Annotated in this window: 20 protein-coding genes; 8 read left to right on the top strand and 12 right to left on the bottom strand. The window is 71.0% G+C overall.

Going from position 1 to position 25032, the window contains the following annotated elements; translation table 11 throughout:
* Positions 1 to 139 precede the first annotated feature (139 nt).
* The 3 genes from cphA (BM393_RS00975) to BM393_RS00965 are packed head-to-tail and all read left to right on the top strand — an operon-like array spanning position 140 to position 7084.
* Positions 140 to 2317, top strand: a complete 2178-nt coding sequence (gene cphA / locus BM393_RS00975) for a cyanophycin synthetase (RefSeq protein ID WP_091720323.1) — start codon at positions 140 to 142, stop codon at positions 2315 to 2317.
* Between the two features lie 58 nt (positions 2318 to 2375).
* Positions 2376 to 4964 (top strand): cyanophycin synthetase, encoded by a 2589-nt coding sequence (gene cphA, locus BM393_RS00970; RefSeq protein ID WP_091720319.1) that lies wholly within the window; start codon positions 2376 to 2378, stop codon positions 4962 to 4964.
* On the top strand, positions 4964 to 7084 hold the full coding sequence (locus tag BM393_RS00965; RefSeq protein WP_091720315.1) for an FUSC family protein: 2121 nt from the start codon (positions 4964 to 4966) through the stop codon (positions 7082 to 7084). Before cphA (BM393_RS00970) ends, BM393_RS00965 begins: the two co-directional genes overlap by 1 nt.
* Positions 7085 to 7137: 53 nt before the next feature.
* Here BM393_RS00965 and BM393_RS00960 read toward each other — a convergent pair whose 3' ends face one another.
* Together BM393_RS00960 and BM393_RS00955 are read right to left on the bottom strand one after the other, a co-directional pair.
* Positions 7138 to 8085, bottom strand: coding sequence for a tripartite tricarboxylate transporter substrate binding protein (locus BM393_RS00960; RefSeq protein ID WP_254783162.1), 948 nt, complete (start codon positions 8083 to 8085; stop codon positions 7138 to 7140).
* A 45-nt stretch (positions 8086 to 8130) separates the two neighbouring features.
* Positions 8131 to 8859, bottom strand: coding sequence for a GntR family transcriptional regulator (locus BM393_RS00955; RefSeq protein WP_091720306.1), 729 nt, complete (start codon positions 8857 to 8859; stop codon positions 8131 to 8133).
* A gap of 41 nt (positions 8860 to 8900) precedes the next feature.
* Here BM393_RS00955 and BM393_RS00950 point away from each other — a divergent pair, with 41 nt between their 5' ends.
* The gene (locus tag BM393_RS00950; RefSeq protein ID WP_091720303.1) at positions 8901 to 9707 is read left to right on the top strand and encodes an amidohydrolase; all 807 of its coding nucleotides are present in this window, start codon (positions 8901 to 8903) and stop codon (positions 9705 to 9707) included.
* A 142-nt stretch (positions 9708 to 9849) separates the two neighbouring features.
* Here BM393_RS00950 and BM393_RS00945 read toward each other — a convergent pair whose 3' ends face one another.
* From BM393_RS00945 to BM393_RS00925, 5 genes are all read right to left on the bottom strand, one after another.
* Positions 9850 to 10287 carry an Hsp20/alpha crystallin family protein gene (locus BM393_RS00945; RefSeq protein ID WP_175538139.1) on the bottom strand — a complete coding sequence of 146 codons (438 nt, stop codon included), beginning with the start codon at positions 10285 to 10287 and terminating at the stop codon, positions 9850 to 9852.
* A gap of 49 nt (positions 10288 to 10336) precedes the next feature.
* Positions 10337 to 10822, bottom strand: coding sequence for an Hsp20/alpha crystallin family protein (locus BM393_RS00940; protein ID WP_091720300.1), 486 nt, complete (start codon positions 10820 to 10822; stop codon positions 10337 to 10339).
* A gap of 160 nt (positions 10823 to 10982) precedes the next feature.
* Positions 10983 to 11645 (bottom strand): Isoquinoline 1-oxidoreductase subunit, encoded by a 663-nt coding sequence (locus tag BM393_RS00935; protein WP_217648366.1) that lies wholly within the window; start codon positions 11643 to 11645, stop codon positions 10983 to 10985.
* 36 nt (positions 11646 to 11681) lie between these two features.
* Positions 11682 to 12140, bottom strand: coding sequence for a (2Fe-2S)-binding protein (locus tag BM393_RS00930; RefSeq protein WP_091720293.1), 459 nt, complete (start codon positions 12138 to 12140; stop codon positions 11682 to 11684).
* Positions 12141 to 12154: 14 nt separating this feature from the next.
* Complete coding sequence (locus tag BM393_RS00925; protein WP_091720289.1) at positions 12155 to 14434, bottom strand: xanthine dehydrogenase family protein molybdopterin-binding subunit; 2280 nt, start codon at positions 14432 to 14434, stop codon at positions 12155 to 12157.
* 99 nt (positions 14435 to 14533) lie between these two features.
* On the opposite strand from BM393_RS00925, the gene BM393_RS00920 reads away from it, so the two are divergent.
* Entirely contained in the window at positions 14534 to 15265 is a 732-nt protein-coding gene (locus tag BM393_RS00920; RefSeq protein WP_091720278.1) for a TetR/AcrR family transcriptional regulator, read from the top strand.
* Between the two features lies 1 nt (position 15266).
* Here the strand turns inward: BM393_RS00920 and BM393_RS00915 are convergent, their stop codons facing one another.
* The 3 genes from BM393_RS00915 to BM393_RS00905 are packed head-to-tail and all read right to left on the bottom strand — an operon-like array spanning position 15267 to position 19475.
* Complete coding sequence (locus BM393_RS00915; RefSeq protein ID WP_254783161.1) at positions 15267 to 16667, bottom strand: c-type cytochrome; 1401 nt, start codon at positions 16665 to 16667, stop codon at positions 15267 to 15269.
* On the bottom strand, positions 16664 to 17551 hold the full coding sequence (locus BM393_RS00910) for a cytochrome c4 (RefSeq protein WP_254783160.1): 888 nt from the start codon (positions 17549 to 17551) through the stop codon (positions 16664 to 16666). Before BM393_RS00910 ends, BM393_RS00915 begins: the two co-directional genes overlap by 4 nt.
* Positions 17552 to 17558: 7 nt before the next feature.
* Positions 17559 to 19475 carry a diguanylate cyclase domain-containing protein gene (locus tag BM393_RS00905; RefSeq protein WP_091720269.1) on the bottom strand — a complete coding sequence of 639 codons (1917 nt, stop codon included), beginning with the start codon at positions 19473 to 19475 and terminating at the stop codon, positions 17559 to 17561.
* Positions 19476 to 19642: 167 nt separating this feature from the next.
* Between BM393_RS00905 and BM393_RS00900 the strand changes: the two genes are divergently transcribed.
* From BM393_RS00900 to BM393_RS00890, 3 genes are all read left to right on the top strand, one after another.
* Entirely contained in the window at positions 19643 to 20863 is a 1221-nt protein-coding gene (locus BM393_RS00900; RefSeq protein ID WP_091720266.1) for a low temperature requirement protein A, read from the top strand.
* Entirely contained in the window at positions 20860 to 21807 is a 948-nt protein-coding gene (locus BM393_RS00895; protein ID WP_091720263.1) for an alpha/beta fold hydrolase, read from the top strand. Before BM393_RS00900 ends, BM393_RS00895 begins: the two co-directional genes overlap by 4 nt.
* 61 nt (positions 21808 to 21868) lie before the next feature.
* Positions 21869 to 22102: a hypothetical protein gene (locus tag BM393_RS00890; RefSeq protein WP_091720260.1), complete on the top strand. Its 234-nt coding sequence runs from the start codon at positions 21869 to 21871 to the stop codon at positions 22100 to 22102.
* An 85-nt stretch (positions 22103 to 22187) separates the two neighbouring features.
* Here BM393_RS00890 and BM393_RS00885 read toward each other — a convergent pair whose 3' ends face one another.
* Both BM393_RS00885 and BM393_RS00880 read right to left on the bottom strand, forming a co-directional pair.
* Positions 22188 to 23483: a hypothetical protein gene (locus BM393_RS00885; RefSeq protein WP_175538138.1), complete on the bottom strand. Its 1296-nt coding sequence runs from the start codon at positions 23481 to 23483 to the stop codon at positions 22188 to 22190.
* A gap of 47 nt (positions 23484 to 23530) precedes the next feature.
* Positions 23531 to 24946, bottom strand: a complete 1416-nt coding sequence (locus BM393_RS00880; RefSeq protein ID WP_091720257.1) for an efflux transporter outer membrane subunit — start codon at positions 24944 to 24946, stop codon at positions 23531 to 23533.
* Positions 24947 to 25032 lie beyond the last annotated feature (86 nt).

Here is a 25032-nt window from a genome sequence, read left to right as displayed (position 1 = left end):
CCGCTTCCCTGGTCAGGGCAAGACCCGGACCAACCCGGATGCGGCATTTTTCGCGGGATTTTCGCTTAAGCGCACAATTGTGCTTCGCATTCCTCTCCGGTGGTCCGCCGGGCGGCCCCCTTCCACGTTCCCACCCCTCATGAGCCGACACGACGACATCAAGCTCCTGCGCATCAACTACCTGCGCGGCCCCAACATGTGGACCTACCGTCCGGTGCTGGAAACCTGGTTGGACCTGGGTGGCCTGGAGGAACATCCCTCGAACCTGATCCCCGGCTTCACCGAGCGCCTGTGCAAGCGGCTGCCGGCGCTGGAAGAGCACCACTGCGGCGTGGGCGAGCGCGGCGGCTTCCTGCAGCGCCTGACCGAAGGCACCTGGATGGGCCATGTGCTGGAGCACGTCGTCATCGAGCTGCTGAACCTGGCGGGCATGCCCACCGGCTTCGGCCAGACCCGCTCCACCTCGCAGCATGGCGTCTATCGCATGGTCTTCCGCGCCCGCGACGAGCAGGTCGCCCGCTGCGCGCTGGAGCAGGGCCATGCGCTGCTGATGGCCACCATCAACGGCGACGACTTCGACGTCGGCGCCGCCGTCGAAGCGATCCGCGACAAGCTCGACGACTGCTACCTCGGTCCCTCCACCGCCGCCATCGTGGCCGCCGCGACCGATCGCCGCATCCCCCACATCCGCCTGAACGACGGCAACCTGGTCCAGCTCGGCTACGGCGCGCGCCAGCGCCGCATCTGGACGGCCGAGACCGACATGACCAGCGCGATCGCCGAGGGCATCGCGCGCGACAAGGACCTGACCAAGGAACTGCTGAAGTCGGTCGGCGTGCCGGTGCCCGCCGGCCAGGCGGTCAAGACCGCCGCCGAGGCCTGGGACGTCGCCCAGGACCTGGGCCTGCCGGTCGTCGTCAAGCCCTCGGACGGCAACCACGGCCGCGGCGTCACGCTGGACCTGCGCCACCAGGCCGATGTCGAGGCCGCCTTCCACCTGGCCGACAAAGAAGGCTCGGAAGTGCTGGTCGAGAGCTACATCCCCGGCATGGAGCACCGCCTGCTGGTGGTCGGCGGCCAGGTGGTCGCCGCCGCGCGCGGCGAGGAAGCCTGGATCACCGGCGACGGCACGCACAGCGTCGTCGAGCTGATCGACCTGCAGATCAACACCGATCCGCGCCGCGGCACGACCGAGGACTTCCCGCTCAACCGCATCGACATCCGCGACGACCCGGTCGTGCTGCTGGACCTGCAGCGCCAGGGCCTGTCTGGCGACGGCGTGCCCGAGGCCGGCCGGCGCGTGCTGATCCAGCGCAACGGCAACGTCGCGATCGACTGCACCGCGCAGATCCACCCCGAGGTCGCCCATGCGGTCTCGCTGGCGGTGCGCACCGTTGGCCTGGACATCGCCGGCGTGGACCTGGTCTGCAGCGACATCTCCCGGCCGCTGTCCGAGACCGGCGGCGCCATCGTCGAAGTCAACGCCGGCCCCGGCCTGCTGATGCACCTGAAGCCGGCCGAGGGCATGCCCCAGCCGGTGGGCCAGGCCATCATCGACCACCTGTTCGCCGAGGACGAGAACGGCCGCATCCCGATCGTGGGCGTGGCCGGCTCGCGCGGCACGGCGCAGATCGCGCGCCTGGTCGGCTGGCTGCTGCACCTGAACGGCCGCCACGTCGGCCTGGCCTGCGGCGCCGGCCTGTTCCTGGGCACCCGCCGCGTCGAGCGCAAGCCCAGCGCGACCTGGGCCGCCAGCCACCGCCTGCTGATGAACCGCGCGGTCGACGCGATCGTCGTGGAGAACGGCGCCGGCACCATCCTGGGCGACGGCCTTGCCTACGACCGCTGCCAGGTCGGCGTCGTCACCGACATGGGTCGCGTGCCCGAGCTCGACCAGCACGACATCCAGACCGAGGACCAGCTCTTCAAGGTCTTGCGCACGCAGGTCGACGTGGTGCTGTCCGACGGCGTCGCCGTGCTCAACGCCGACGAGGCCAAGGTGGCCGAGATGGCGGAGCTCTCCGACGGCGAGGTCATCTTCTACGCCCTGGACGCCGCCAACGAGGCGCTGTCCGCGCACCGCGCGCGGGAAGGCCGCGGCGTGTTCCTGCGCGGCGGCGCCGCGATGCTGGCGCAGGGCACGGCGGAAACCTCGGGCGCCAATGTCGACTCGCTGCAGGCCCGCTTCCGCGCGGCCGGGCAGGAGATCGGCACCGACTCCGTGCTGGCCGCCGTCGCCACCGCGTGGGCGATGGGCATCTCGCCCGAGCTGATCTCCGCCGGCCTGGACACCTTCGTGCCGGACCTGCCGCAGTAAGCGCGCGGCCGCCGTTCCGATCGCCCCTTCAAAGAACAGTCGAACCGAAAGACGACAGATGGAAGTCTCCCGCACCCGCGCCCTCCGCGGCCCCAACATGTGGAGCCGCCACACCGCCATCGAGGCGGTCGTGCACTGCAGCGAGACCGAGCGCGCGCTCGCCGACATGGCCGGCTTCGAGGCCCGCCTGCGCGAGCGCTTCCCCGGCATCGGCCCGCTGCGGCCGGCCAGCAGCGCCAAGTCGCCCATCACGCTGGCCCATGTGCTGGAGCAGGCGGCGCTCGCGCTGCAGGCCCAGGCCGGCTGCCCGGTGACCTTCAGCCACACCCACACCACGTCCGAGCCGGGCACCTACCAGGTCGTCGTCGAGTACAGCGAGGAAGACGTCGGCCGCATGGCCTTCGACAAGGCCGTCGAGCTGATCGCCGCGGCCCAGTCCGGTGGCGCCTTCGACGCCGACGCCGCCATCAAGGCGCTGCGCGAGACCGACGAGGACATCCGCCTCGGCCCCTCGACCGGCTCCATCGTCGACGCCGCCTGCAAGCGCGGCATCCCGTTCCGTCGCCTGACGCAGGGCTCGCTGGTGCAGCTGGGCTGGGGCGTCAAGCAGCGCCGCATCTGGGCGGCGGAGGTCGACGCCACCAGCGCGGTGTCGGAATCGATCGCGCAGGACAAGGACCTGTCCAAGCGCCTGCTGCAGTCGGCCGGCGTGCCGGTGCCGATCGGCGCGCCGGTGAACTCGGTCGACGAAGCCTGGGAGCTGGCGCAGGAGATCGGCCTGCCGGTCGTGGTCAAGCCGCTGGACGGCAACCAGGGCAAGGGCGTGACGGTGAACGTCGCCACCCGCGAGCATCTGGAGATGGCCTACAAGGCGGCCGACGAGATCGGCACGGTGATGGTCGAGAAGTTCCTGCCCGGCAGCGACTACCGCCTGCTGGTGGTCGGCGACAAGCTGGTGGCCGCGGCCCGCCGCGATCCGCCCAACGTGATCGGCGACGGCGTGCACACGGTGCGCCAGTTGGTCGACAAGGTCAACGAGGACCCGCGCCGCGGCGACGGCCATGCGACCTCGCTGACGAAGATCCGCCTGGACGACATCGCCATCGCGCGCCTGGACCTGCAGGGGCTGACGCCGGAGTCGGTGCCCGACAAGGGCCGCCGCGTGATCCTGCGCAACAACGCCAACCTGTCCACCGGCGGCACCGCCACCGACGTGACCGATGACGTGCATCCCGAGGTCGCGGCGCGCGCGATCGCGGCGGCCACGGTCGTCGGCCTGCATGTCTGCGGCGTCGACGTGGTGGCCGAGAGCGTGCACAAGCCGCTCGAGGAGCAGAGCGGCGGCATCGTCGAGGTCAACGCCGCGCCGGGGCTGCGCATGCACCTGAGCCCGTCCTACGGCAAGGGCCGCGACGTCGGCGAGGCCATCATCTCGAGCATCTACGGCCCGGGCAACCGCGGCAGCGCGAACGAGGACGGCCGCATCCCCATCGTCGCGGTCACAGGCACCAACGGCAAGACGACGACCTCGCGCCTGGTGGCGCACATGTTCGCGACGCAGGGCCTGCGCGTGGGCATGACCAACACCGACGGCGTCTACGTCGACGGCCGCCAGACCGACAGCGGCGACTGCTCCGGCCCGAAGAGCGCCCGCAACGTGCTGATGCATCCGGACGTCGAGGCGGCGGTCTTCGAGACCGCGCGCGGCGGCGTGCTGCGCGAGGGCCTGGGCTTCGACCGCTGCCAGGTGGCGGTGGTGACCAACCTGGGCGAAGGCGACCACCTGGGCATGAACTTCCTCAACACCGTCGAGGAACTGGCGCTGGTCAAGCGCGTGATCGTGCAGAACGTGGCCGACAACGGTTATGCGGTGCTCAACGCCGCCGACCCGGTCGTGGCCAAGATGGCCGAGGTCTGCCCGGGCCAGGTGATCTTCTTCGCCAGCGACCGTCACCATCCGCTGATGGCGACCCACCGCGCGCAGGGCAAGCGCTGCGTCTACATCGACGGCGACGCGCTGGTCGCGGCGCAGGGCGCGTGGCGCGAGTCCATCCCGCTGCGCGACATCCCCTTCACCCGCGGCGGCGCGATCCCGTTCCAGAACGAGAACGCGATGGCCTCGGTGGCGGCGGCCTGGGGCGTGGGCCTGGACTGGGACACGATCCGGCGCGGGCTGGCCAGCTTCATGAGCGACCCGGACAGCGTGCCGGGCCGCTTCAATGTGATGGACTACCGCGGCGCGACCGTCATCGCCGACTACGGCCACAACGGCGACGCGATGCGCGCGCTGGTGCAGGCGGTGCAGGCGCTGCCGGCCAACAAGCGCTCGGTGGTGATCTCGGGCGCCGGCGACCGCCGCGACGAGGACATCCGCATCCAGACGCAGATCCTGGGCGAGGCCTTCGACGAGGCCATCCTGTTCCAGGACGCCTGCCAGCGCGGGCGCGAGGACGGCGAGGTCCTGGCGCTGCTGCAGGAAGGCCTCAAGGGCGCGACCCGGACGAAGCACATCGAGGAGATCCGCGGCGAGTTCGTCGCGATCGACCGCGCGCTGGAACGCCTGCAGCCGGGCGACCTGTGCCTGGTGCTGGTCGACCAGGTCGAGGAAGCCCTGGCCCACCTGAACCAGCGCGTCCGGGAAGCCTGATGGCGGCCGGTCGCTGGCGTCACTGGCCGGCGCACTGGTGGAACGGCCTCAGCGTCGCCCTGGGGGTGATGCTGGTGCAGGCGATCGTGTCGCACGCGGCGCCCGCCGCGCTGTCGCACGTCGCCTCGCAGCTGGCGATGGCCTGCGCCATCTGTGCCAGCCTGGCCGATCTGCCGGGCACCGTCCGGCGCAACCGCAACCGGGTGCTCACCGCCGGCGCGATGTCGCTGCTGGCGGTCGGGCTGGTCGCGGTGCTGCATCCCTACCGCATCGCGATGGGCGTGCTGGTGGCCGCGCTCGCCTTCGGCAGCGCCTTGCTGCTGAGCTGGGGCCCGCGCGCGGGCCCGGTCTCGTTCGCACCCATCCTGGCCATGGTCTTCGCGCTGGCCTGGCCGCCGCAGCCGCTGCCGGTGGTGCTGGCCAGCGGCGCGGCCGGCATCGCGCTCTACCTGCTGTGGAGCGTGCTGACCAGCGCGCTGCTGCAGCGGCGCTTCCATCGCCTCGCGCTGGCCGAGGCGCTGCACGGCCTGGCCCAGCTGCTGACCGCTCGCGCCGAGCTGCTGGGCAGCGGCGGCGCGGCCCATGCGATGCGCGACTGGCTGGGCAACGAGGCCCAGCTCGCCGAGCTGCTGCAGACCGCGCGCGACCAGGTGTTCCCGCGCGCCCGCACCGATCCGCGCAGCGCCGCCGTGCTGCTGCACGTGGTGGAGCTGCGCGACCTGATGCTGGCCAGCCGGCTCGACCTGGAACTGCTGGGCGAGGACCCGGTCGGGCAGCAGATGCGCGCGGCGCTGGTGGGCCGGCTCAAGGCGCTGGGCGTGCTGCTGGACGAGTACCGCGATGCGCTGCTCGACGAGCGCGCCCCCGCGATGAACACGGTGCGGCCGACACGCTGGCCGGAGCTGCCGCCGCAGGATCCGCGCACCCGATTGCAGCTGGTGCTGCAGGACCGGCTCTCGCACCTGGACGGCGAGGTGCTGGCGATGGGCCGCGCGCTCGACCTCGCCCAGCCGGTGCCCCCGCTGGCGCTGGACGCCGGCACGCTGCGCCAGTTCGTCACGCCGGTCGGCTGGCCCATGGGCCTGCTGCGGGCGCAGCTGCACCTGGACTCACCGGTGCTGCGGCACGCGCTGCGCAGCACGCTGGCGCTGGCCTCGGCCTACTTCATCGCGCTGGCGCTGCCCTGGGCCTCCCATCCGCACTGGCTGGTGCTGTCGGTGGCCGTCGTGCTGCGCGGCAGCCTGGACCAGACGCTGGAGCGCCGCAACCTGCGGGTGCTGGGCACGGCGATCGGTTGCGGGCTGATGCTGGCGCTGTCGCTGATCCCCAGCCAGACGCTGTGGATCGTCGTGCTGCAGGTGGCGGTCGGCATCGCGCATGCGTTCGTCACCCGCCGCTACCTGGTCACCGCCATCGCCGCGACGATGCTGGCCCTGCTGCAGTCGCACCTGGCCGATCCGTCGCACGGGATCGCGGTCTCGGAGCGGCTGGCCGACACGGTGCTGGGCGCGGTCCTGGCCTGGGCCTTCAGCTACGTGCTGCCGGCCTGGGAGCGGCGCAACCTGCCGCGCGCGCTGAAGCGGGCGCAGCACGCGCTGCAGCAGTACGCGCTGCAGGCGATGACCGCGGCGATGACGCCCGCGGGCGCGCTCACCCAGCGCATGGCGCGGCGCCAGGCCTATGACGCGCTGGCGGCGCTGTCCGCGGCCCTGCAGCGCAGCGCGGCGGAACCGCGCCGGGTGCGGCCGCCGCAGGACGAACTCAATGCGGTGCTGGACCACGGCTACCGCCTGATGGCCCACCTGTCGATGATGCGGCAGAGCCTGATGCGGCGCGGCAAGGAGCTGGACGGCGACCTGATGGCCGAGATGCCGGCCGCGGCCGCGAAGCTGCAGCGCGCGCTGGCCGGCCAGGAGCCGGTGCCGCACGCGGTGCAGGCGCTGCAGGACTGGAGCCTGCTGCCGGACGTCGGCCCGCTGGAGGACATCCGGCCGTGGATGCGGCGCCGCATGCAGGTCAGCCTGGACGACGCGGCGCGCGCGGGCCAGGCCGCGGAGGCGGCGTTCGCCGCGATGGCGACGCCGCCCGAGGCGGAGATGCCGGTGTCGCGGCTGAACTGATCGCCCGGCGACGCCGCGCGGGCGATCACGCCGCGGCGATCACGCCACCGTGATCACTCCACCGTGATGTGCCGCTCCTTGATGAGGGTCGACATCCGCTTGAGCTCGGCCTCGACGAACTTGCCGGACTCGGCGACGCCGCCGGCGAAGGGCTCGCCGCCCAGTTCCACGATCCGGGCCTTCACTTCCGGCGCGGCCAGCGCCTGCTGGACGGCCCGCGACAGGCGCTCGACCACCGGTGCCGGCGTCCCCGCCGGCGCGAACAGGCCGTTCCACTCGTACATCTCGAAGCCGGGCAGGCCGGCCTCGGCGCCGGTGGGCACCTCGGGCAGCGCCGCCGAGCGCTGGCGGCCGCTCACCGCCAGCGGGCGCAGCTTGCCCTGCTTCACGTACTGCAGCGTCGAGGCCACGTTGCCGAAGAACACCGGCACCTGGCCGCCGATGACATCGGTCAGCGCCGGACCGCCGCCCTTGTAGGGCACATGCATCATCTCGACCTTCGCGGCCTGCTCGAACAGCACGCCGGCGATGTGCTGCGCCGAGCCGTTGCCCGACGACGCGAAGGCCACCTGGTCGGTCTTCACCCTGGCCGCGGCGACCAGCTCAGCGGCCGTCTTCGCGGGGAACTGGGCGTTGACCAGGACCACGTTGGGGAACAGCGCCGTGACCGCGACCGTCTTGAAGGCCTTGCCCTGCTTGTAGGGCGAGTTCGGGAACAGCGTCGGCGTGACCGCGTAGGACGAGGCGTCGAACAGCAGCGTGTAGCCGTCGGCCGGCGCGCGCGCCACGGCGCCGGCGGCGATCTGGCCGCTGCCGCCGGGGCGGTTCTCGATGATGACGGTCTGGCCGAGCGCCTCGCCCAGCTTGGGCGCGATCAGCCGTGCGATCAGGTCGGCGCCGCCGCCCGGCGGGTAGCTGACCATCAAGGTCACCGGCTTGCTGGGCCAGGCTTGCGCCCAGGCACCCGTCGACAGGCCGCAGGCCAGGGCAAGTGCCGTCATCACGGCAGGGCGTCGTCCGATCATCGTGGTCTCCTGATAAAGCGATCAGCGCATCTCGGCGCTGTAGTGGAAGGCGGTCGCGTCGCCCCAGGTGGTGCGCAGCTCGATGCAATGGCCGCCCAGGTCGAAGGCCTGCCGGTCGACCCGGATCGCGGGCGCGCCCTCGGGCAGGTCCAGCAGCGCGGCGGTGGCCGCGTCCAGGTGCCCGAAGCTCAGCTCGTCATTGGCCCGCGCCACGGTCACGCCGCAGAGCCGAGCCAGCATCGGATAAAGCAGGTCCTCCCACTCGCGGGTCGGGAGCGCGCGCAGCGCCTCGAAGCGGGCCAGCGGCAGCAGCAGGTCCTCGGCCAGCACCGGCCGCCCCGCCAGCAGCCGGACCCGCTGCACCCGCAGCGCCGCGTCGCCGGTCTGCTGGCCCAGGGCCAGCGCTTCGGCCGCGCGCAGCCGCACCGTCTGGCAGCGATGGACGCGAGCCGTCGGCGGCTCGTCCGTCGGCCCGCGGAAGCGGAAGAAGCGCAGCAGCGACGGGCCGTTCAGCCCCTGCGTGACGAAGGTCCCCTTGCCATGCACGCGCTGGACGATGCCTTCGGCGGCAAGCATGGCCACGGCCTGACGCACCGTGCCCAGCGCCACGCCGAAGCGTTCCGCCAGTTCGGTCTCGGCGGGAATGGCCGCGCCGGCAGCCCATTCCCCACCGACGATGCGCTGGCGCAGCTCCTGCGCGAGCTGGGCATACCGGCTCACGCCGGCCGCGTTCGGAAGTCCTGTGTCCAAGGTGGTTTTCCTATAGTCCTCTATAGGACTAGAATCCGCGCATGATGCCGACGCCCCCTTCCGACGTCAAGCCCGCGCCCGGCGCGGGCGTGGTCGACGCCCATTTCCACGCCTTCCCGCTGACCAGCACGGGCGCGCCCGGCGCGCGGTATGTGCCGGCCTACGCGGCGCCGCTGGAGGCCTGGGTCGCGGCGACGGTGCCTCATAGCGTCACGCAGGGCGTGCTCGTGCAGCCAAGCTTCCTGGGCACCGACAACACCCACCTGCTGCGGCTGCTGGCGGAGCAGGCCGGACGACTGCGCGGCGTGGTCGTGGTCGCGCCAGACATCGCCATGGCTGAACTTGAGCGCATGCAGACGCTGGGCGTGCGCGGCGTGCGGCTCAATCTCGTGGGCGGCGATCACCGGCTGGGCGCGGAATGGCATCCGCTGTTCGAGCGCCTCCAGGCGCTGGACTGGCATGTGCAGGTCCACACGGACCACGGCCGGCTGGCGGAAGTCCTGGCCCGGATACCGCAGGCGCTGACCGTCGTCGCGGACCACTTCGGCAAGCCCGCGGCGGCGTCGGAGCTCAAGGCCTTGGCACCCGCCCAGCGGGATCGGCTGCATGTGAAGCTCAGCGCGCCCTATCGCCTGGCGGCCGGCTGCGAGGCGACGGCGCTGCTGTCCCGCTGGCGGGACCTGATCGGCCCGGGGCGCCTGATGTGGGGCAGCGACTGGCCCTGCACCGCGCACGAGCAGGCGCGGGACGCGTCGACCTCGCCCGCATGGCTCGAGGACGCGGTGGGAACGAGCGGGACGCTCGATGCGCTGCGGGCCGGCAACGCGCGTCGGCTGTACCGGTTCTGAGAACGCGCCGCACACGTCGCGCGGCGTCCGATCCAAACCGACAGAGGTCGGGGCCCCGGACGCGACACGGGCTCCCGACTGGGAGCCCGTGTCATGTCGACGATCGCGGCCGGCCCGAGGCAGGCCGGCGCGCCCGGCGAGATCAGCTCAGCTTGACGTCGATCTTGCGCGGCTGCGCGTGCGCTGCCTTGGGGATGCGCACCCGCAGCACGCCGTGATTCAGTTCGGCGCTGATCTGGTCGGCGTCGAGTTCCTTGCTCAGCGTGAACGCGCGGCGATAGAACTGGCGCGACACCTCGACATGGCCGGCGGCCAGTCCGGCGGGCAGGTCCAGCTGCATCTCGGCCTCGATGACCAGGCGGTCCTGGTCGACGCGCAACTGCAGCTGCTCGCGCGGCACGCCGGGCAGGTCGGCGAACAGCGTCAGGCCTTGCGCGTCCTCGATCACGTCGACGGCGGGCTGGATCGCGTAGTCGTCGCGTCGGCGCGCGGCCTGCGTCGAGGCGGCGGTGGCGGTGGCGGTCGAAGCCGACACGCTGGCGGTGTCGGTGGCGGGGGTGTGAACGGCGGTCGTGCTCATGAAATGCTTTCGTCTCGGGTTCCGGGGACTTGATCGCGGCGGGCGTGGATCAGTGGATGTCGATGCGGCGGGGCTGCGGCGCGGGACGGCGCTTGACGCTGACGCGCAGCACGCCGTCCTTGTAGGACGCGGTCACCTGCTCCGGATCGATGTCATCGGGCAGGCTGACGACGCGGCGGAACTTGCCGGCGAAGCGCTCGCGCTGGTGGACGATGGTCTTGCCGGCCGACGCGGCTGGTTGGGCCGCGGTCTCGCCGTCGCCCTCGGTCGCGGACGGCTTGGCGGCCAGCGGCGACACGCGCTCGCCGGACAGGCTCAGCACGCCGCGGTCCAGGTCCACGCCGATCGTGGCCGGGTCCAGGCCGGGGGCGAAGGCATAGACCTCCACCGCCTCCGGCGACAGGCCCACGTTGAGGGCCGGATAACCCCCGCGCGCGACGCCACGGCCGGCAGTGGCTTCGAACAGGCTGCTCATCTCGCGCTGGAAGCGGTCCAGGTCGTTGAACAGTTCACGGGCAAACAGTTGACGGTACATGCGGGGCTCCTTGGCTTCCTGCGGATGGGTCGCGGCGGGGTGTCCGCCATGACTCCCCAACTAGGAGCGCCCGGTCGCGCTTCAAGATCTTGAAATCGAGGGTGGCCCGTCCCCATATGCCGCGCCCGCCGCGCGGAGCCCGAACCCCGCCACAGGCACGCTATGTTGGACAGTGCGCGCCGCTGTCCGCCCAGGCTTTGATCAGATCGGTGAATTCCTTCTGGGTGCCCGGCGCCGGCGCGCGGCCGGCACCGGGAGACCAGGCCCAGCCGACCAACTCATCGCGCGCCATGTGGTCGATGATCTGGTCCATCGTCTTGCCACCGTTGCGTGATCGGTCTTTCAGCTGCTTGCAGATCTCGCCGAGGGCACGGCCGTGCCAGGCCATCTCGAGCGGCGCCAGGTGCCAATGCTCGTTGCCCGGCACGCTGAAACTCCGCGTCGCTTGGAAGTTCTGGGCGCCGTGGCAGCTGGCGCAACGCATCGCCGTGGTGCCGAAACCGTCCTTGCCGCGCAAGACCAACGGCTGGTGCAGCTGCATGCCGTCGCCCTGCAGTGGGCGGTTGCCATTCGGATGGCAGTTCAGACAGCGGGGATGCTGGATCACCTTGCCCGCTTCGACAAACAGGGCCTGCGACCGTGCCTTGTCATCCGCGATGCTCGAGAACTGCGACGGCGAGCGCAAGGTGGTGGCCGGCGCACTGGCGGCGGCGGGCTGTGCCTGAACCCAGCCGGCCACCAGCAGCCAGCCGCCGGCGACGAGCATCCCGGCGGTTTTCATGCGGCCCACGCCGAAGCCGCGGGTGGGTGGGAATGTCGACATGCTCTCTCCCGAAGGTGGCCGTGGGTGCCGGTCCGCTCACGCTGCGGCCATCGCGGCCGCTTGATGGATGGCCGCACGGATGCGCGGGTAGGTACCGCAGCGGCAGATGTTGCCGGCCATGGCGGCGTCGATGTCCGCATCGGTCGGCTTGGGGTTCTGCCTCAGCAGCGCAGCCGCGGCCATCAGTTGCCCGCTCTGGCAGTAGCCGCACTGCACCACGTCGACATCGGTCCACGCCGCCTTCAGCGTGGCCACCTGCGGCCCGGACAGCCCTTCGATGGTGGTCACCTCGCGCAGGCCGACCGCCGAGATCGGCGTGACGCAGGAGCGCGTCGGCTCGCCATCGATGTGCACGGTGCATGCGCCGCACAGCGCCATGCCGCAACCGAACTTGGTGCCGGTCAGCTGCAGCTCGCCACGCAACACCCACAACAGCGGTGTGTCGGGCTCGGCCAGCACTTCCACAGGCTTGCGATTGATCGTCAACGGGGTCATGAGACTTCTCCGGGTCAAGCCAGCTTCAGTGGCAGGCGGCGCAGCCGCTGGCCGGTGAGGGTGAACAGGGCGTTCGCCACGGCCGGGGCGACCGGCGGCGTACCGGGTTCGCCGACGCCTTCGGGGTTTTCGTCGCTGGCGATGACTTCGGTGTCGATCACCGGACATTCATCGAAGCGCAGCACGGGGTTGTTGTGGAAGTTGGTCTGCTGGACCTGCCCCTTCTCGATGCGCACCTCATCGTTCAACGCGGCCGACAAGCCGTAGACGATGCCGCTTTCCATCTGTTGGCGCACCAGGTTCGGGTTGATGGCGAGGCCGCAGTCGATCACGCAGGTCACACGGTGGACGCGGATGCGCTTGTCGGGGGACACCGACACCTCCGCCACCTGCGCCACGATGGAGCCGAAAGACTGATGCAGGGCCACGCCACGGGCACGCTGGGTGCCATCGGCGGCCGCAGGCAGGGGCTGGCCCCAGCCCGACAACTCGGCAGCGCGCTGCAGCACCTTCAAGTGCCGAGGATGCCTGGCCAGCAGCGCGGCGCGGAAGGCCACTGGATCGCGCCCGGCGGCGTGGGCCACTTCATCGAGGAAGCTCTCCTTGAAGAAGGCGTGGTGCGAATGCCCGACGGAGCGCCAGAAGCCGACCGGCACGGGCAACTCCACGGCCTCGTGGCCGATGCGTGCCGAGGGCCACTCGTAGGGCTGGTCGAAGGCGCCTTCCGAGGTGGTCCGGTCGGGCACGGCGGCGCGCAAGCCGAGCATGCGCTCGATGACCTGCGGCATGATGGCCTGACCGGCCGAGGTGTTCAGCCAGCCCAGCAACTGGCCGGAGGCGTCAAGCCCGGCCTGGAAACGCGAGACGCATGCCGGACGGTAGAAGTCATGCGTCGTGTCCTGCTCGCGCGACCAGATCACCTGGACCGGCGCTCCGCCCGACTCGCGGGCGATGGCCGCCGCCTGGGCGATGACGTCGACTTCACAGCGCCGGCCGAAACCGCCACCAAGCAGCTGCGTCTGCACGTCGACCTGTTCGACCGCGAGGCCCAGAACCTTGGCCACGGAGCGACGCGCCATGTCGGGAACCTGCGTAGCGGCCCATACGGTGGCGCGCCCCTCCTTGAACTGGACAGTGCAGTTCATCGGCTCCATCGTCGTGTGGGCCAGATATGGCGCGCGGTACTCGGCCTTGACGGTCTTCACGGCGCTCTTGAGCGCGGCATCGACGTCACCATGCTTGTAGAAGTGGAAGCCTTCGTCTGTGTCCAGCGATTGCGCCAGACGCTGATAGATCTCATCGGAGGACAAGTTCGCCGCCACCCCATCGTCCCACTCGACGCGCACCGCCTTGACGGCGCGCATCGCGTGGTAGGGCGTGTCGGCAATCACCGCGACGCCACCGGTGCTGCCGTAGAGCGGCGGCAGCGCAAGCACCTTCCTCACACCAGGCAACTTCTGCGCGTCGGTGGCGTCGAAGCTGGCGACGCGACCGCCCAGGGTCGGGCACATTTCCACGCTGGCGTATTGCATGCCGGGCTGCAGCACGTCGATGCCAAAGCGTGCGCTGCCGTCCATCTTCGACGCGGCTTCGAGGCGTTTACGCGGTTTGCCAATCAACTTGAAGGTCTTGGGATCCTTCAGCACAACGGCATCGGGCAATGGCTGGCTCGCCGCTGCGGCCGCCAATTCTCCGAAGGATGCGCTCCTGCCGGACGGGTGCATCACGCGGCCTGCCTCAACGCGGCATTCCCTCGCCTTCACTCCCCATTCCTGGGACGCGGCGGCCAACAGCATCGCTCGCGCTGACGCGCCGGCTTGGCGCATCGGCAACCAGAGATCCCTCATGCTGGAGGAAGTCCCCGTGAGCATCAGACCGAACTCGCGCATCGCCTTGCCGGTGATCCGCTCGGCGATGGCCTTCAGCGTGCCATGGTCATCGGGGTGGAAGGGCAGGCTTTCGACGATTCCAGCGACGTTCTGATAGATCTTGTCGATGGGCGCCTGTTCAACGCGAACCTGCGCCCAATCGGCATCAAGTTCCTCCGCCAGCACCATCGCCAGACCGGTGTAGATGCCCTGCCCCATCTCGGCCTTGCACATCACGATGCCGACCGTGTTGTCCGCTCCGATCTTGACCCAACCGTTCAGCGCCGACTGTCCCGGGCCGGTCGGCAGCGGATCGGACGTGACCAGGCGCGGCCTGGGCGGCATCGCCGTCCAGCCCACCATCAGCGCCCCCAGCGCGCCCGCCAAGCCGGCACTGCCGAGCAACACAGTTCTTCGCGTAACCATGGCCAAACCCCTGCGTCGCTCGTCGTCGAGCAAATAAGAGACCGATGGTCCTCAGTTTAGCAGACCGGCAGTCTCTTGTGTTGTTTCTAAGATACAGGGATGAAGCCGCCACCACCTTATTTACGCGCGCGATCTCCTGAGCAAAAGGAGGAGCGCCGGCGTCAGCTGCTCGACACAGCAAAGTCCCTGCTGCTGGAGATCCCGGACGTGCACGCCCTGGGCATCAATGAGCTGGCCCGCAAGGCCGGCATGACCAAGTCCAATGTCTACCGCTACTTCGAGAGCAGCGAAGCCGTCCTGCTCGATGTCCTGGTCGAGGAGTTCATGGCCTGGCAGGGCGAACTGGTCCAGGCGCTCAACCGCGGCGGCAAGCGCAAAGGGACCATCGAACACATCGCCGGGGTGTTCTCGTCGACCTTCGTGGCACGTCCGCTGCTGTGCCGGCTCACCAGCATCTTCCCGTCCATCCTCGAGCGCAACGTCTCCTTCGAACGCATGGTCCAGTTCAAGCACGGCCTGCTGGCGGTGCGTCAAGAAACTGCGATGGCTTTCCATGTCAGCGTGCCAAGCATTTCGGCCGCGACGTTCGACAGGTTCATCCACCTCGCACTGCCGCTGCTGATCGGTCTGTGGCCACTGGCTGTCCAGGGGGAAGTCGCCGCGGCGGTCATCGCACGCGAGGAACTGGCGCCACTGCGGTATCGATTCCAGGAGGACCTGGAAGAAGGCATGTCGATGCTGCTGCGCAGTCTTGCGGTCAGTCAGGGTGGCTCGCCCAGGCGAAAGGCGCCCGTTCAGCCCGCTCGGAGAGCAGCCCCTCGGGGGCCGTGAATCATCTCAAGCGCAGCACGTCCTGCGCCGTCACCGCCGGCGCCTGGTTGCCCCAGCTCTGACGGATGACCGTCGCGACCGCGGCCATCTCCTCCTCGCTCAGCACCTGCCGCCACGGCGGCATGCCGTAGGGCCGGGGGTGGGCGGCGGTGGTCGGCGCGTAGCCGCCGTCGGCCAGCGTCTGCAGCAGGTTCTGCGGCGCGTCGAGCGTGACGGCGCGGTTGCCGGCCAGCGGCGGATAGGCAGGCTGGCCGTCGATGCGCCGTCCCTGGCCCTGGTCGCCGTGGCAATCGGCGCAGTGCTTCGCATAGACCTGGCGGCCGAGGTCCAGCTGCGCCGGCGGCGCCGGCTTGAATTCGGCCGGCGTGGTCGCCTCGCGGGGCAGGCCGCGCAGGTAGACGGCGATCGCGCGCGCGTCCGCTTCGCTCAGATGCTGCAGGCTCTCGGCGACGACATCGGCCATCGGCCCCAGCGCCGCGCCGCGCGGCGACCAGCCGGCGCGCAGCCAGTGCGCCACCTCGTCCTCGGACCAGTCCTGCACGCCCGCGGCCCGCGGATTCGCCAGCGACGGCGCCGTCCAGCCCTGCACGCCGACCCAGCCGCCGCGCAGCCCCGTCGCGTCCCGCAGCGCGCCCAGCCGGTTGCGCGGCGCATGGCATTCGGCGCAATGACCCACCGCCTGGACCAGATAGCGGCCGCGCGCGATCACCGCCTGGGGGCCCTCCCCGCGCGACGCGCCGCGATCGGCGCCGGGCTCGTCCTGCGACGGCGCATCGCCGGGCGTGAAGTACATCAGGCGCCACACCGCCAGCGCGGTCTGCCAGCGATAGGGCCAGCCGAGCTGGTGGGCCGGCGCGGCCTGCCGGACCGCCGGCTGCTGGCGCAGCCACGCGAAGATCGCATCGGCATCCTCGCGCGACATCGCCGTGTAGCTGGTGTACGGAAAGGCCGGATAGAGCAGCCGTCCATCGCGGCTGCGGCCGTGGTGCATCGCGCGCCAGAAGTCGTCGGCGGACCAGCGACCCAGGCCGGTTTCCGGATCGGGCGTGAGGTTGCTGCTGAACAGCGTGCCGAAGGGCGTGCCCAGCGGCAGCCCGCCCGCCAGCGGCGCGCCGCCGCGCGGACTGTGGCAGCCGGCGCAGTTGGCGATGCGCGCCAGGTAGGCGCCGCGCGCGATCAGCGCGGGGTTGGTGTCCTCGGCGCCGGACAGGGCCGGACGGCCGGACAGCCAGAGCTCCCGTCCCCAGGCACCCGCGATCAACAGCAGCGCCATCACGGGCAGCGCGATCGCCAGGCCGAGCAGTCCGCGCAGGAAGGTCTTCATCGGCCGCGCCGGGTCCTGCGCCGGCCACGTGCCGGCGTCGCGGGGCGCCGCCCCCGATGCGTGTTCCGGCCCGCTCATGGCGCGAGGCCTCCGCAAGCCACCGGGAGCGGCGCCGATGACGGCGGCTCCGGATGCGCACCCGCCGGTCGTGCCGCGAGCCAGCTCGCGACCACGGCGACGTCGTCGGCCGACAGCGCCCGGGCCACGTCGGCCATGCAGTCCGGTGCGTGCGCGCGCCGCAGTCCGTTGCGCCAGGCGCCGAGCTGCCCGACGAGGTAGTCGCGCGGCAATCCCAAGAGGCCAGGGATCGCCGGCTGGCGACCCGCCATCGACGGCCCGTGGCAGGCGGTGCACGCCGGCACGCGGCGCGACGGATCGCCCTGCGTCACCAGCCGCTCGGCCCGGGCCTGCTGCTCGGCGCCGAGCCCGGACGGCGCGGGCGCCGGATACGGGACGTCGAGCGCGGCGAAATAGCCGGCGATCTCGCGCAGGTAGTCGTCGCTCATGTTGCGCAGCAGCCCGGCCATCAGCGCGTGATGGCGACGCCCGTCGCGGAAGGCCTGCAGCTGGTTGAAGAGATAACCCGCCGGCTTGCCCGCCAGCCGCGGGAAATAGCCCTGCGGCGTCGCCCGGCCCTGCGGGCCGTGGCACAGCGTGCAGGCCTGGACGCGCTCCGCGATGTCGTTGCTCAGCGGCCGCAGCGGACGGCCGCCGGGCGCGGCTTCCTCGTCCGTGCCGATGGCGGAGGCCGCCGGGGCGGCCGGTACTGCTGGCGCGATCCGTGGGACCGGCGCGACCGTCGCGGTCGGAGCGGGCTTCGCCGCCGGGACGGGCTTCGCGGCCGGGGCGACCTGGGAGGAAGAGGTCGGCGACGCCTGCGCGAACGCGACGGAGGCGGTGGACGGTCCCAGGCCCAGTACGGCGGCGATGAGGACGCCCGTGACGATTCGGGTGCGATTCATCGGGCCATCATCGCCGCTGGTCCTGTGCCGGCCATCGCAGCGCGGTCCAGCCGTCGCGCCCCTGGTGCTTGGCCTGGTACAGCGCGCGGTCGGCCAGGGCGATCAGGTCCATCGCCGGCGCCTCGACGTCGGCGACGGTGGCGATGCCGATGCTGGTCGTGATCGCCACCTCGGCCGGCCGCGCCGCGCGCACCGCGTCGACGATCTTGGCGGCGACCTGCTCCGCCTCCTCGGGCCGGTTCAGGCCCTCCAGCACCGCGACGAACTCGTCGCCCGCGATGCGGGCCACGTGGTCGCTGCCGCGCACCGCGCGACGCAGCACCGCCGCGAACTCGCGCAGCACGACATCGCCCACGCCGTGACCGTGCGTGTCGTTGATGGCCTTGAAGCGGTCGATGTCCAGGAACAGCAATGCCATCACGCGGCCCTCGCGCGCGAGCCGACGCTGCCGCGCCAGCGCCGCGGCCAGCGCCTGGTCGAACTCGCGCCGGTTGGGCAGCCCGGTGAGCGCGTCCGAGCTGGCCAGCCGCGCCAGCTGCGCCTCGGCCTGCTTCATGACGGTGATGTCGACGGACAGGGTGAAGATGCCCTGCACGCGACCGTCCGCGACCACGTCGGGCACGTACACGGTGCGCAGGTGCCGCTGCTTGCCCAGCATCACCGAGGTGATCTCGAATTCGACCCGCTCGCCGCTCAGCGCCAGGTCCAGCTGCGCGCTGCGCTGACGGGTGCTGGCCTGCCCGAACACGTCGTCGATGTGCAGGCCGATCGCCGCCTGCGGGTCCAGGCCGAACCAGGTGCGCAGGGTCTCGTTGACGTAGCGCATCCGGCGCTCGGCGTCGATGTAGGTGATGAACACCGGCAGGTTGTCGGTGACGGCCTTCATGCGACGCTCGCTCGCGGCGACCAGCGCCTCGGCGCGCTTGCGCTCGGTGATGTCCATCGAGCAGGCGTAGAAGCCCTCGACGCGGCCGTCGACCAGCTCCGGCACGAAGCGCTGGTGGAAGTGCAGCGTCTCGCCGTCGATCACCTGCTCGGCGTCGAAGGACACCGCCTCGCCGCGCATCACGCGCTCGACGAAGGGGCGCATCTGCGCCGCGTTCTCGGTCCCGCGCACCTGCTCGAGCGTGCGGCCCCGCAGCGCGGCGGGATCGGCGTGGAAGACGCGGCCGACCTCGGCATTGGCGAAGCGCAGCAGGCCGTCGGCGTCGTAATGGCTGATCAGCGCGGGCACGTTGTCGGTGATGCCCTTGAGGCGCTTCTGCGTCCGCATCAGCTCGCGCGAGCGCAGGACGACCTGGGAGGTCGCCATCACGGTGAACAGTCCCAGCATCGCCAGCCCGGCCAGCATCAGCAGCTCGGTGTGGCCGGCCTCGCGCGACAGCCGCTCGCTGATCGCGGCGCGCTCGGCGCGCAGCGACGAGGTCAGCTCGCCCAGCACGTCGCGCAGCTCGTCCATGTGGTGCAGGCCCTGGTCGTTGAGCACCAGTTCCAGCGCCTCGTCCTGCCGGCCCGAATCGTGCAGCCGGATCGTCTGGTTCATCTCGCCGAGCTTGAGGTTCACCAGCTCGCGCACACGCGCCAGCTTCGGCGCGTGGGCGGGGTCCTGGTCGCGGGCGCCGAGCTCCTCGACGCGGCGGTCGAGGTTGCGCACGGCGTCGCGGTAGGGCTGCAGGTAGCTGGCGCGCTGGGTCAGCAGGTAGCCGCGCTGGCCGGTTTCCGCATTGAGCAGGTCCTCCATCAGCGTGGTCATCGACGGCAGCACGTTGTTGATGCGGTCGGCGCGGCGCAGGTCGTCCAGCGTCGCCCGCGCCCGCCAGGCCAGCAGCGCCACGATCACGCCCATGGCCACCAGGGCCACCATCAGGAGCCCCACGCCGCGACCGAGGCTGGTGCGGTGGATCGGCTCGGCGGAGGAACGCATGCGACGTCTCGGGCGGGTCGGTCTCTTGAAGGCGGATCGGCGGGACGGGTCCGGCGGGTGCCGGCGGTAGAGAGGAGTGCGGGCGATTATGGGTGCGGCCGTGCGATCTGCGTCAAGCTGGCATCGGCCCCGGTGGAGGGCTCATGGCCGCGTGCGACAGTCCGGGGATGTCCCGGATTCCCCTCCTGCGCCGTCCCGACCCGCACGGCCATGCCAAGGTCAGCTTCGTCGAGCTGTTCTTCGACCTCGTCTTCGTCTTCGCCGTCACGCAGCTGTCGCACACGCTGATCGGGCATTTCGCCCACGACGGCGTCACGCTGCGCGGCGCGGCGCAGACCGGTTTCCTGATGCTGGCGGTCTGGTGGGTGTGGATCTTCACCTCCTGGGTGACGAACTGGCTGGACCCGGAGCGGCTGCCGGTGCGGCTGTGCCTGTTCGCGATGATGCTGGCCGGGCTGCTGATGTCGGTGTCGCTGCCCGAGGCCTTCGGCGAGCGCGCGCTGATGTTCGCGCTGTCCTTCACCGCCCTGCAGGTCGGCCGCACGCTGTTCTTCCTCTGGGCGGCGCGCGGCGCCGACCTGGCCCTGGTACGCAACTTCCAGCGCATCGGCGCATGGCTGTCGGTGTCGGCGGCGCTGTGGATCGCCGGCGCGCTGCATGAGGACCTGCGGGTGCCGCTGTGGGTCGTGGCCCTGGGCATCGAGGTGATCGGCCCGTCGGCCGGGTTCTTCGTGCCGGGGCTGGGCCGGTCGACGACGGCGGACTGGAATGTCTCCGGCGGCCACCTGGCCGAGCGCTGCGCGCTGTTCGTGATCATCGCGCTGGGCGAATCGCTGCTGGTCACCGGCGCGACCTTCGCCGCGGCGCCGCTGACGCCGATGAGCCTGCTGGCCTTCCTGGTCTCCTTCGCCGGCAGCCTGGCGCTGTGGTGGCTCTACTTCGACACCACCAACGACTTCGCCACCGGCCGCATCACCCACAGCGACGATCCGGGGCGGCTGGCGCGGCTGGCCTACACCTACATCCACCTTCCCATCGTGGCCGGAATCATCGTCAACGCGGCGGCGGACGAGTTCGTGCTCGCCCATCCCGACGGCCACACCGACCTGAAGACGGCGCTGTGCCTGCTCGGCGGCGTGGGGCTGTATGCCGTCGGCGTCGGGCTGTTCAAGCGCGCGGTGGTCGGGCACTGGCCGTGGTCGCACGGCGTGGCGGTGCTGGTGCTGGCGGCGGCGGGTCCGTTCGTGCAGGCCTGGCCGCCGGTGGCGACCAGCGCCTTCGCCTGCGCCGTGCTGGTGGCGCTGGCGGCCTGGGAGCGGCGCTCGCGGGCGCAGTGTCTCGTGCCCGACAGCGCGACCGAGGACAGCGACCCTAGCATCGGCCCATGAGCGCTCCTTCCTTCACCGCGAAGTTCATCGCCGAGCCGCATCCGGCCGATGCCCTGTTCCCGCCGGCCGCGCGGCGCCTGTCCGTCGAGGTCGAGCCCGGCGTGCGCATCCATGCGCGCGTCTGCGGCGAGGGGCCGCCGCTGCTGCTGATCCACGGCCATCCGCAGACGCTGGCGATCTGGCACCGCGTGTTGCCGGCGCTGGCGGCGCAGTTCAGCGTCGTGATGCCGGACCTGCGCGGTTATGGCGATTCGTCCAAGCCCGCCGGCGCGTCGGACCACGCGAACTACAGCAAGCGGCGCATGGCGCTGGACCTGGTCGCGGTGATGGCCGCGCTGGGGCATGGGCGCTTCCGCGTGCTGGCGCACGACCGCGGCGCGCGGGTGGCGCACCGCATGGCGGCGGACCATCCGGCGGTGGTCGAGCGGCTGGCGCTGCTGGACATCGCGCCGACGCTGGCGATGTACGAGCAGACCACCGAGACCTTCGCGCGCGCGTATTGGCACTGGTTCTTCCTGATCCAGCCGGCGCCGATGCCGGAGCGGCTGATCGAGGCCGACCCTGCCGCCTATGCACGGGACACGATGGGACGCCGGCATGCGGGCCAGGCGGCCTTCGACCCACGCGCATTCGTGGAGTACCAGCGGGCGCTGGCGCTGCCCGGCACCGCGCACGGCATGTGCGAGGACTACCGCGCAGCGGCGGGCATCGACCTCGAACACGACCGGGCGGACCGCGATGCGGGCGTCAAGCTGGCAATGCCGCTGCGCGTCTACTGGGGCGCGCAGGGCGTGGTGGCCAAGTGCTTCGATCCGCTGGCGGAATGGCGGCGTGTGGCCTCGGAGGTCGACGGCGAGGCCCTGCCCTGCGGTCACTACATCCCCGAGGAGGCGCCCGACGCGCTGCTGGCGGCGGTGATGCCGTTCCTTCGGGCGGGGCTTTGACCGAAGGAAGCGGCGCCGCGACCGTTACGCTGCGTCCTTTGACGACATCCGGAGTGAAGGCATGAACAAGCTGGTCGCCCTTGGGCAGTTGGCGGGCGGCGCGGTGCTGTGGATCGCGGCGGTGGTGGCGGGCGTGAATGCGCTGAGCCCCTTGATCGGCGCCGCGGAAGGCGCGGGCGCGCCGAGCGACGCGACAGGCGCGCTGGTGATCGTGCTGCTGCTCGCGGGCGTCGGGACCTGGCTGATGCGCAACGGCTGGCGGCGGTTGCGGGCGAAAGCGGGCGGGCATTGCTGATCGGTAGATCGGTTGATCGGCTGATTGGCGAATCGGCTGATGGATTGGCGGGTCCACGGATCGATCAGCCAAGCATGGCCAGCGGCTAGGTGGCCAGCGCCTGCATGTCGGCGATGAGTTCCGGCCTCGACGCGTGGGCATAGGACTCGCGCTTCAGCTCGAGCGCCTCGATCATCGCCAGGTTGTTCAGCAGGAAGTTGTCGAGCACGGTGTACCAATTCAGGACGAAGCGCTTCATGCGGTTGTCGTCGCTGACCAACCCCGTCAGGCCCTTTTGCAACTGGCCCTGCATCCGGCTGCGGATCTCTGTATCCGCCTCCGAGATCTTCCGCCCGATCAGGATCAGCTCGAAGTGCATGGCCTCACTGCCGAACTCCGCATGCTTCTTGATCAGCTGTGCATAACCGTCGAGTTGCTGGAGGTGCCGGTAGTTGAGGGCGACGCTTGGGCGCTTGATTTCCACCACGATGCAGCGATAGATCCTCCGGCCCATCGAGTCGTAATGCGGCACCTTGCGAGCAAGGAACAAGTCCGCCTGCTTGTTCGCGCCGTCGATGAACGCTGACTCGCTCTCATCCAGGTCGCTCACGTCGACGTCGTCGATGCCCTTCACCGCATCGCGGAGCGACTTGGCGATCTTGGTGAACGTATCCTCCTCGGCCCCGAGGGTCTCGTAGGCACTGCCGAACAGCCAGGTGTTGGCTTCGATGATGCCCTGCAGGTCCGGTGTCTCAAGCGTGTCGAGGTAGTGGTCGTTCATCAGCGCCCTCAGCTTCTCGGCCACCTCGTGCCTGCGGCGGAGGATCTCGATCGCGGAGACGACGCTTTGCAAGGACACGCTCTTGAGCTGCATGGCGAGCCGCTTCGTCGTGGCATCGTCCAGCTCGAGCACGCTGTTCAGCACCTCGAAGATGGCGTCGTTCTCGTTGGAGACGGCCAGCTTGTCGAGGAGCAGCACGATGATCTTCTTCTGATTCTTCTTCAGTGACGTCCACGCCGTCGGATCCGCCGTGTAGATGGCCCGCAGGATGCTCTTCGTGTTCTCGAACCGCCACTGCTTGTAGTCCTCGGGCAGTCCTTCGTAGCTGGGGAAGACGCCGTCGGCAAGATGGCTCGCCATCTCCCGGTCGAAGGGATCATCGGGGACCTCCTCTCGGAAGGACGTGGTGGGTGCCGTTGGTGCGGGGAGGTCTTGCGTCGCCATGTCGGAGCCTGGTCGCTTGGGGGTTCGATGCGGCAGATGATCTCCGTGACGCGACGGGCGAGCCATCACCTCCATTGGCGGAGAAACCAGCGACACCCACGGCAACATGCCGTGGCGCTGACTGGAATCATGAAAAAAGGGCATGCATCCCTGCACGCCCAAAGGGGCACCGGTCATGAGCCGGTCGCGAATGAAGGGGGCCGGGTCTTGCCCGGCCGCGGGTTTCAGGCCGGAGCGTTCCAGCCGCCGCCCAGTGCACGGACCAGGCCCACCGTCGCCTGGTACTGCGCGGCCTGCACCTGCAGCGCCGCGCGGCGGTTGCGCAGCTCGCTGCGGCGCGCGTCCAGCAGGTCCAGCTGGCTGACCAGCCCGTTGCGGTAGCGCGAGTCCGACAGCGCCGTCGCGCGCGCCGACGACTGCACCGCCTGCCCTTGCACATCCGCCTGCTGCGACAAGGTCTGCAGACCCACCAGCGAGTCCTCGACCTCGCGCAGCGCCTGCAGCAACTGCTGGCGGTAGCTCGACATCGCCAGGTCCAGCCCGGCCGTCGCCGATTCGACGCCCGCCTTGCGCCGGCCACCGTCGAAGATCGGCAGCGACAGCAGCGCGTCGACCGACCACGCCCGCGCCGACCACCGGAACACATCGCTCAGCTCCGGCGAGGCATAACCGCCGTTGGCCGTCAGCGTCAGGCTCGGGAACCACGCGGCCTGCGCCACGCCCACCCGCGCCTGCGCCGCCAGCAGGCCGCGCTGCGCCGCGGCCACGTCCGGACGACGCGCCAGCATCGCGCTCGGCAGGCCCGACGGGATCGCCGGCAGGGCCGCCAGCGCCGTGTCCTCGGCCACCTTGAAGCCCGAGGCCGGCTCGCCCAGCAGCACCGACAAGGCGTTCTCCAGCTCGGCCCGGCGGCGGTCCAGGCTGATCGCCTCGGCCTCGGTCGCGGCCACCTCGGTCTGCACCCGTGCCAGGTCCAGCTCGGCCACGTCGCCCGCCTGGTAGCGGCGCTGCGTCAACGCCAGCGTCTCGCGGTAGGCCGCCACCGTGTCTCGCACCAGGCGACGCTCCTGGTCGGCGAAGCGCAGCGCCAGGTAGGTCTGCGCCACGTCGGCCTGCACCATCAGCCGGGTCGACTGCAACAGCGCCTCGCGCGATTGCGCATCCAGCGAGGCCGCGCGGCTGGCCTGCGACAGGCGGCCGGAAATGTCGACCTCCCAGCTCGCGGCCAGGCCGGCGTTCCAGACCGTCGCCGCGGCCGGGCCCTGCCCCGCCACGGTGCCGCGCGCCGCGCCGGCGCTGGCGCCGACCTGCGGCAGGCGGTCGGCGTTGGCGCTGCGCAGCAGCGCGCGGGCCTGCGCCAGCCGGGCCGCGGCGCCTTGCAGGTCGGTGTTGCCGACCAGCGAGCGGCGGATCAGGTCGTTCAGCGTGGCATCGCCGAAGGCCAGCCACCAGTCGCCGCGCGGCTCGGCATCGGCCGGCGGGACCACCGCCCAGCGCGCCTCGCCCACCGTCGCGGGGGCGGTCGACTTGAAGGCCGCCGGCGTGGCCGGCAGGCGCGACTCGTCGATCGGCGGCGGCGTCGCGCAGCCGGCCAGCACCAGCGCGGCCAGCAGCGTCGTCATCATCAGTTTCGTTTTCATGGCATCGACTCCTTGGCGCCCCCGCAAGCGGCGGGAAGCGCTCCGCCGGCCCCGGCGCCCGCGCGGTGGCGGGACGCCGGCAGTCC

Source organism: Mitsuaria sp. PDC51 (assembly GCF_900113225.1).
Taxonomy (GTDB): domain Bacteria; phylum Pseudomonadota; class Gammaproteobacteria; order Burkholderiales; family Burkholderiaceae_C; genus Roseateles.
This window is presented reverse-complemented; position numbering and strand designations above follow the sequence as displayed.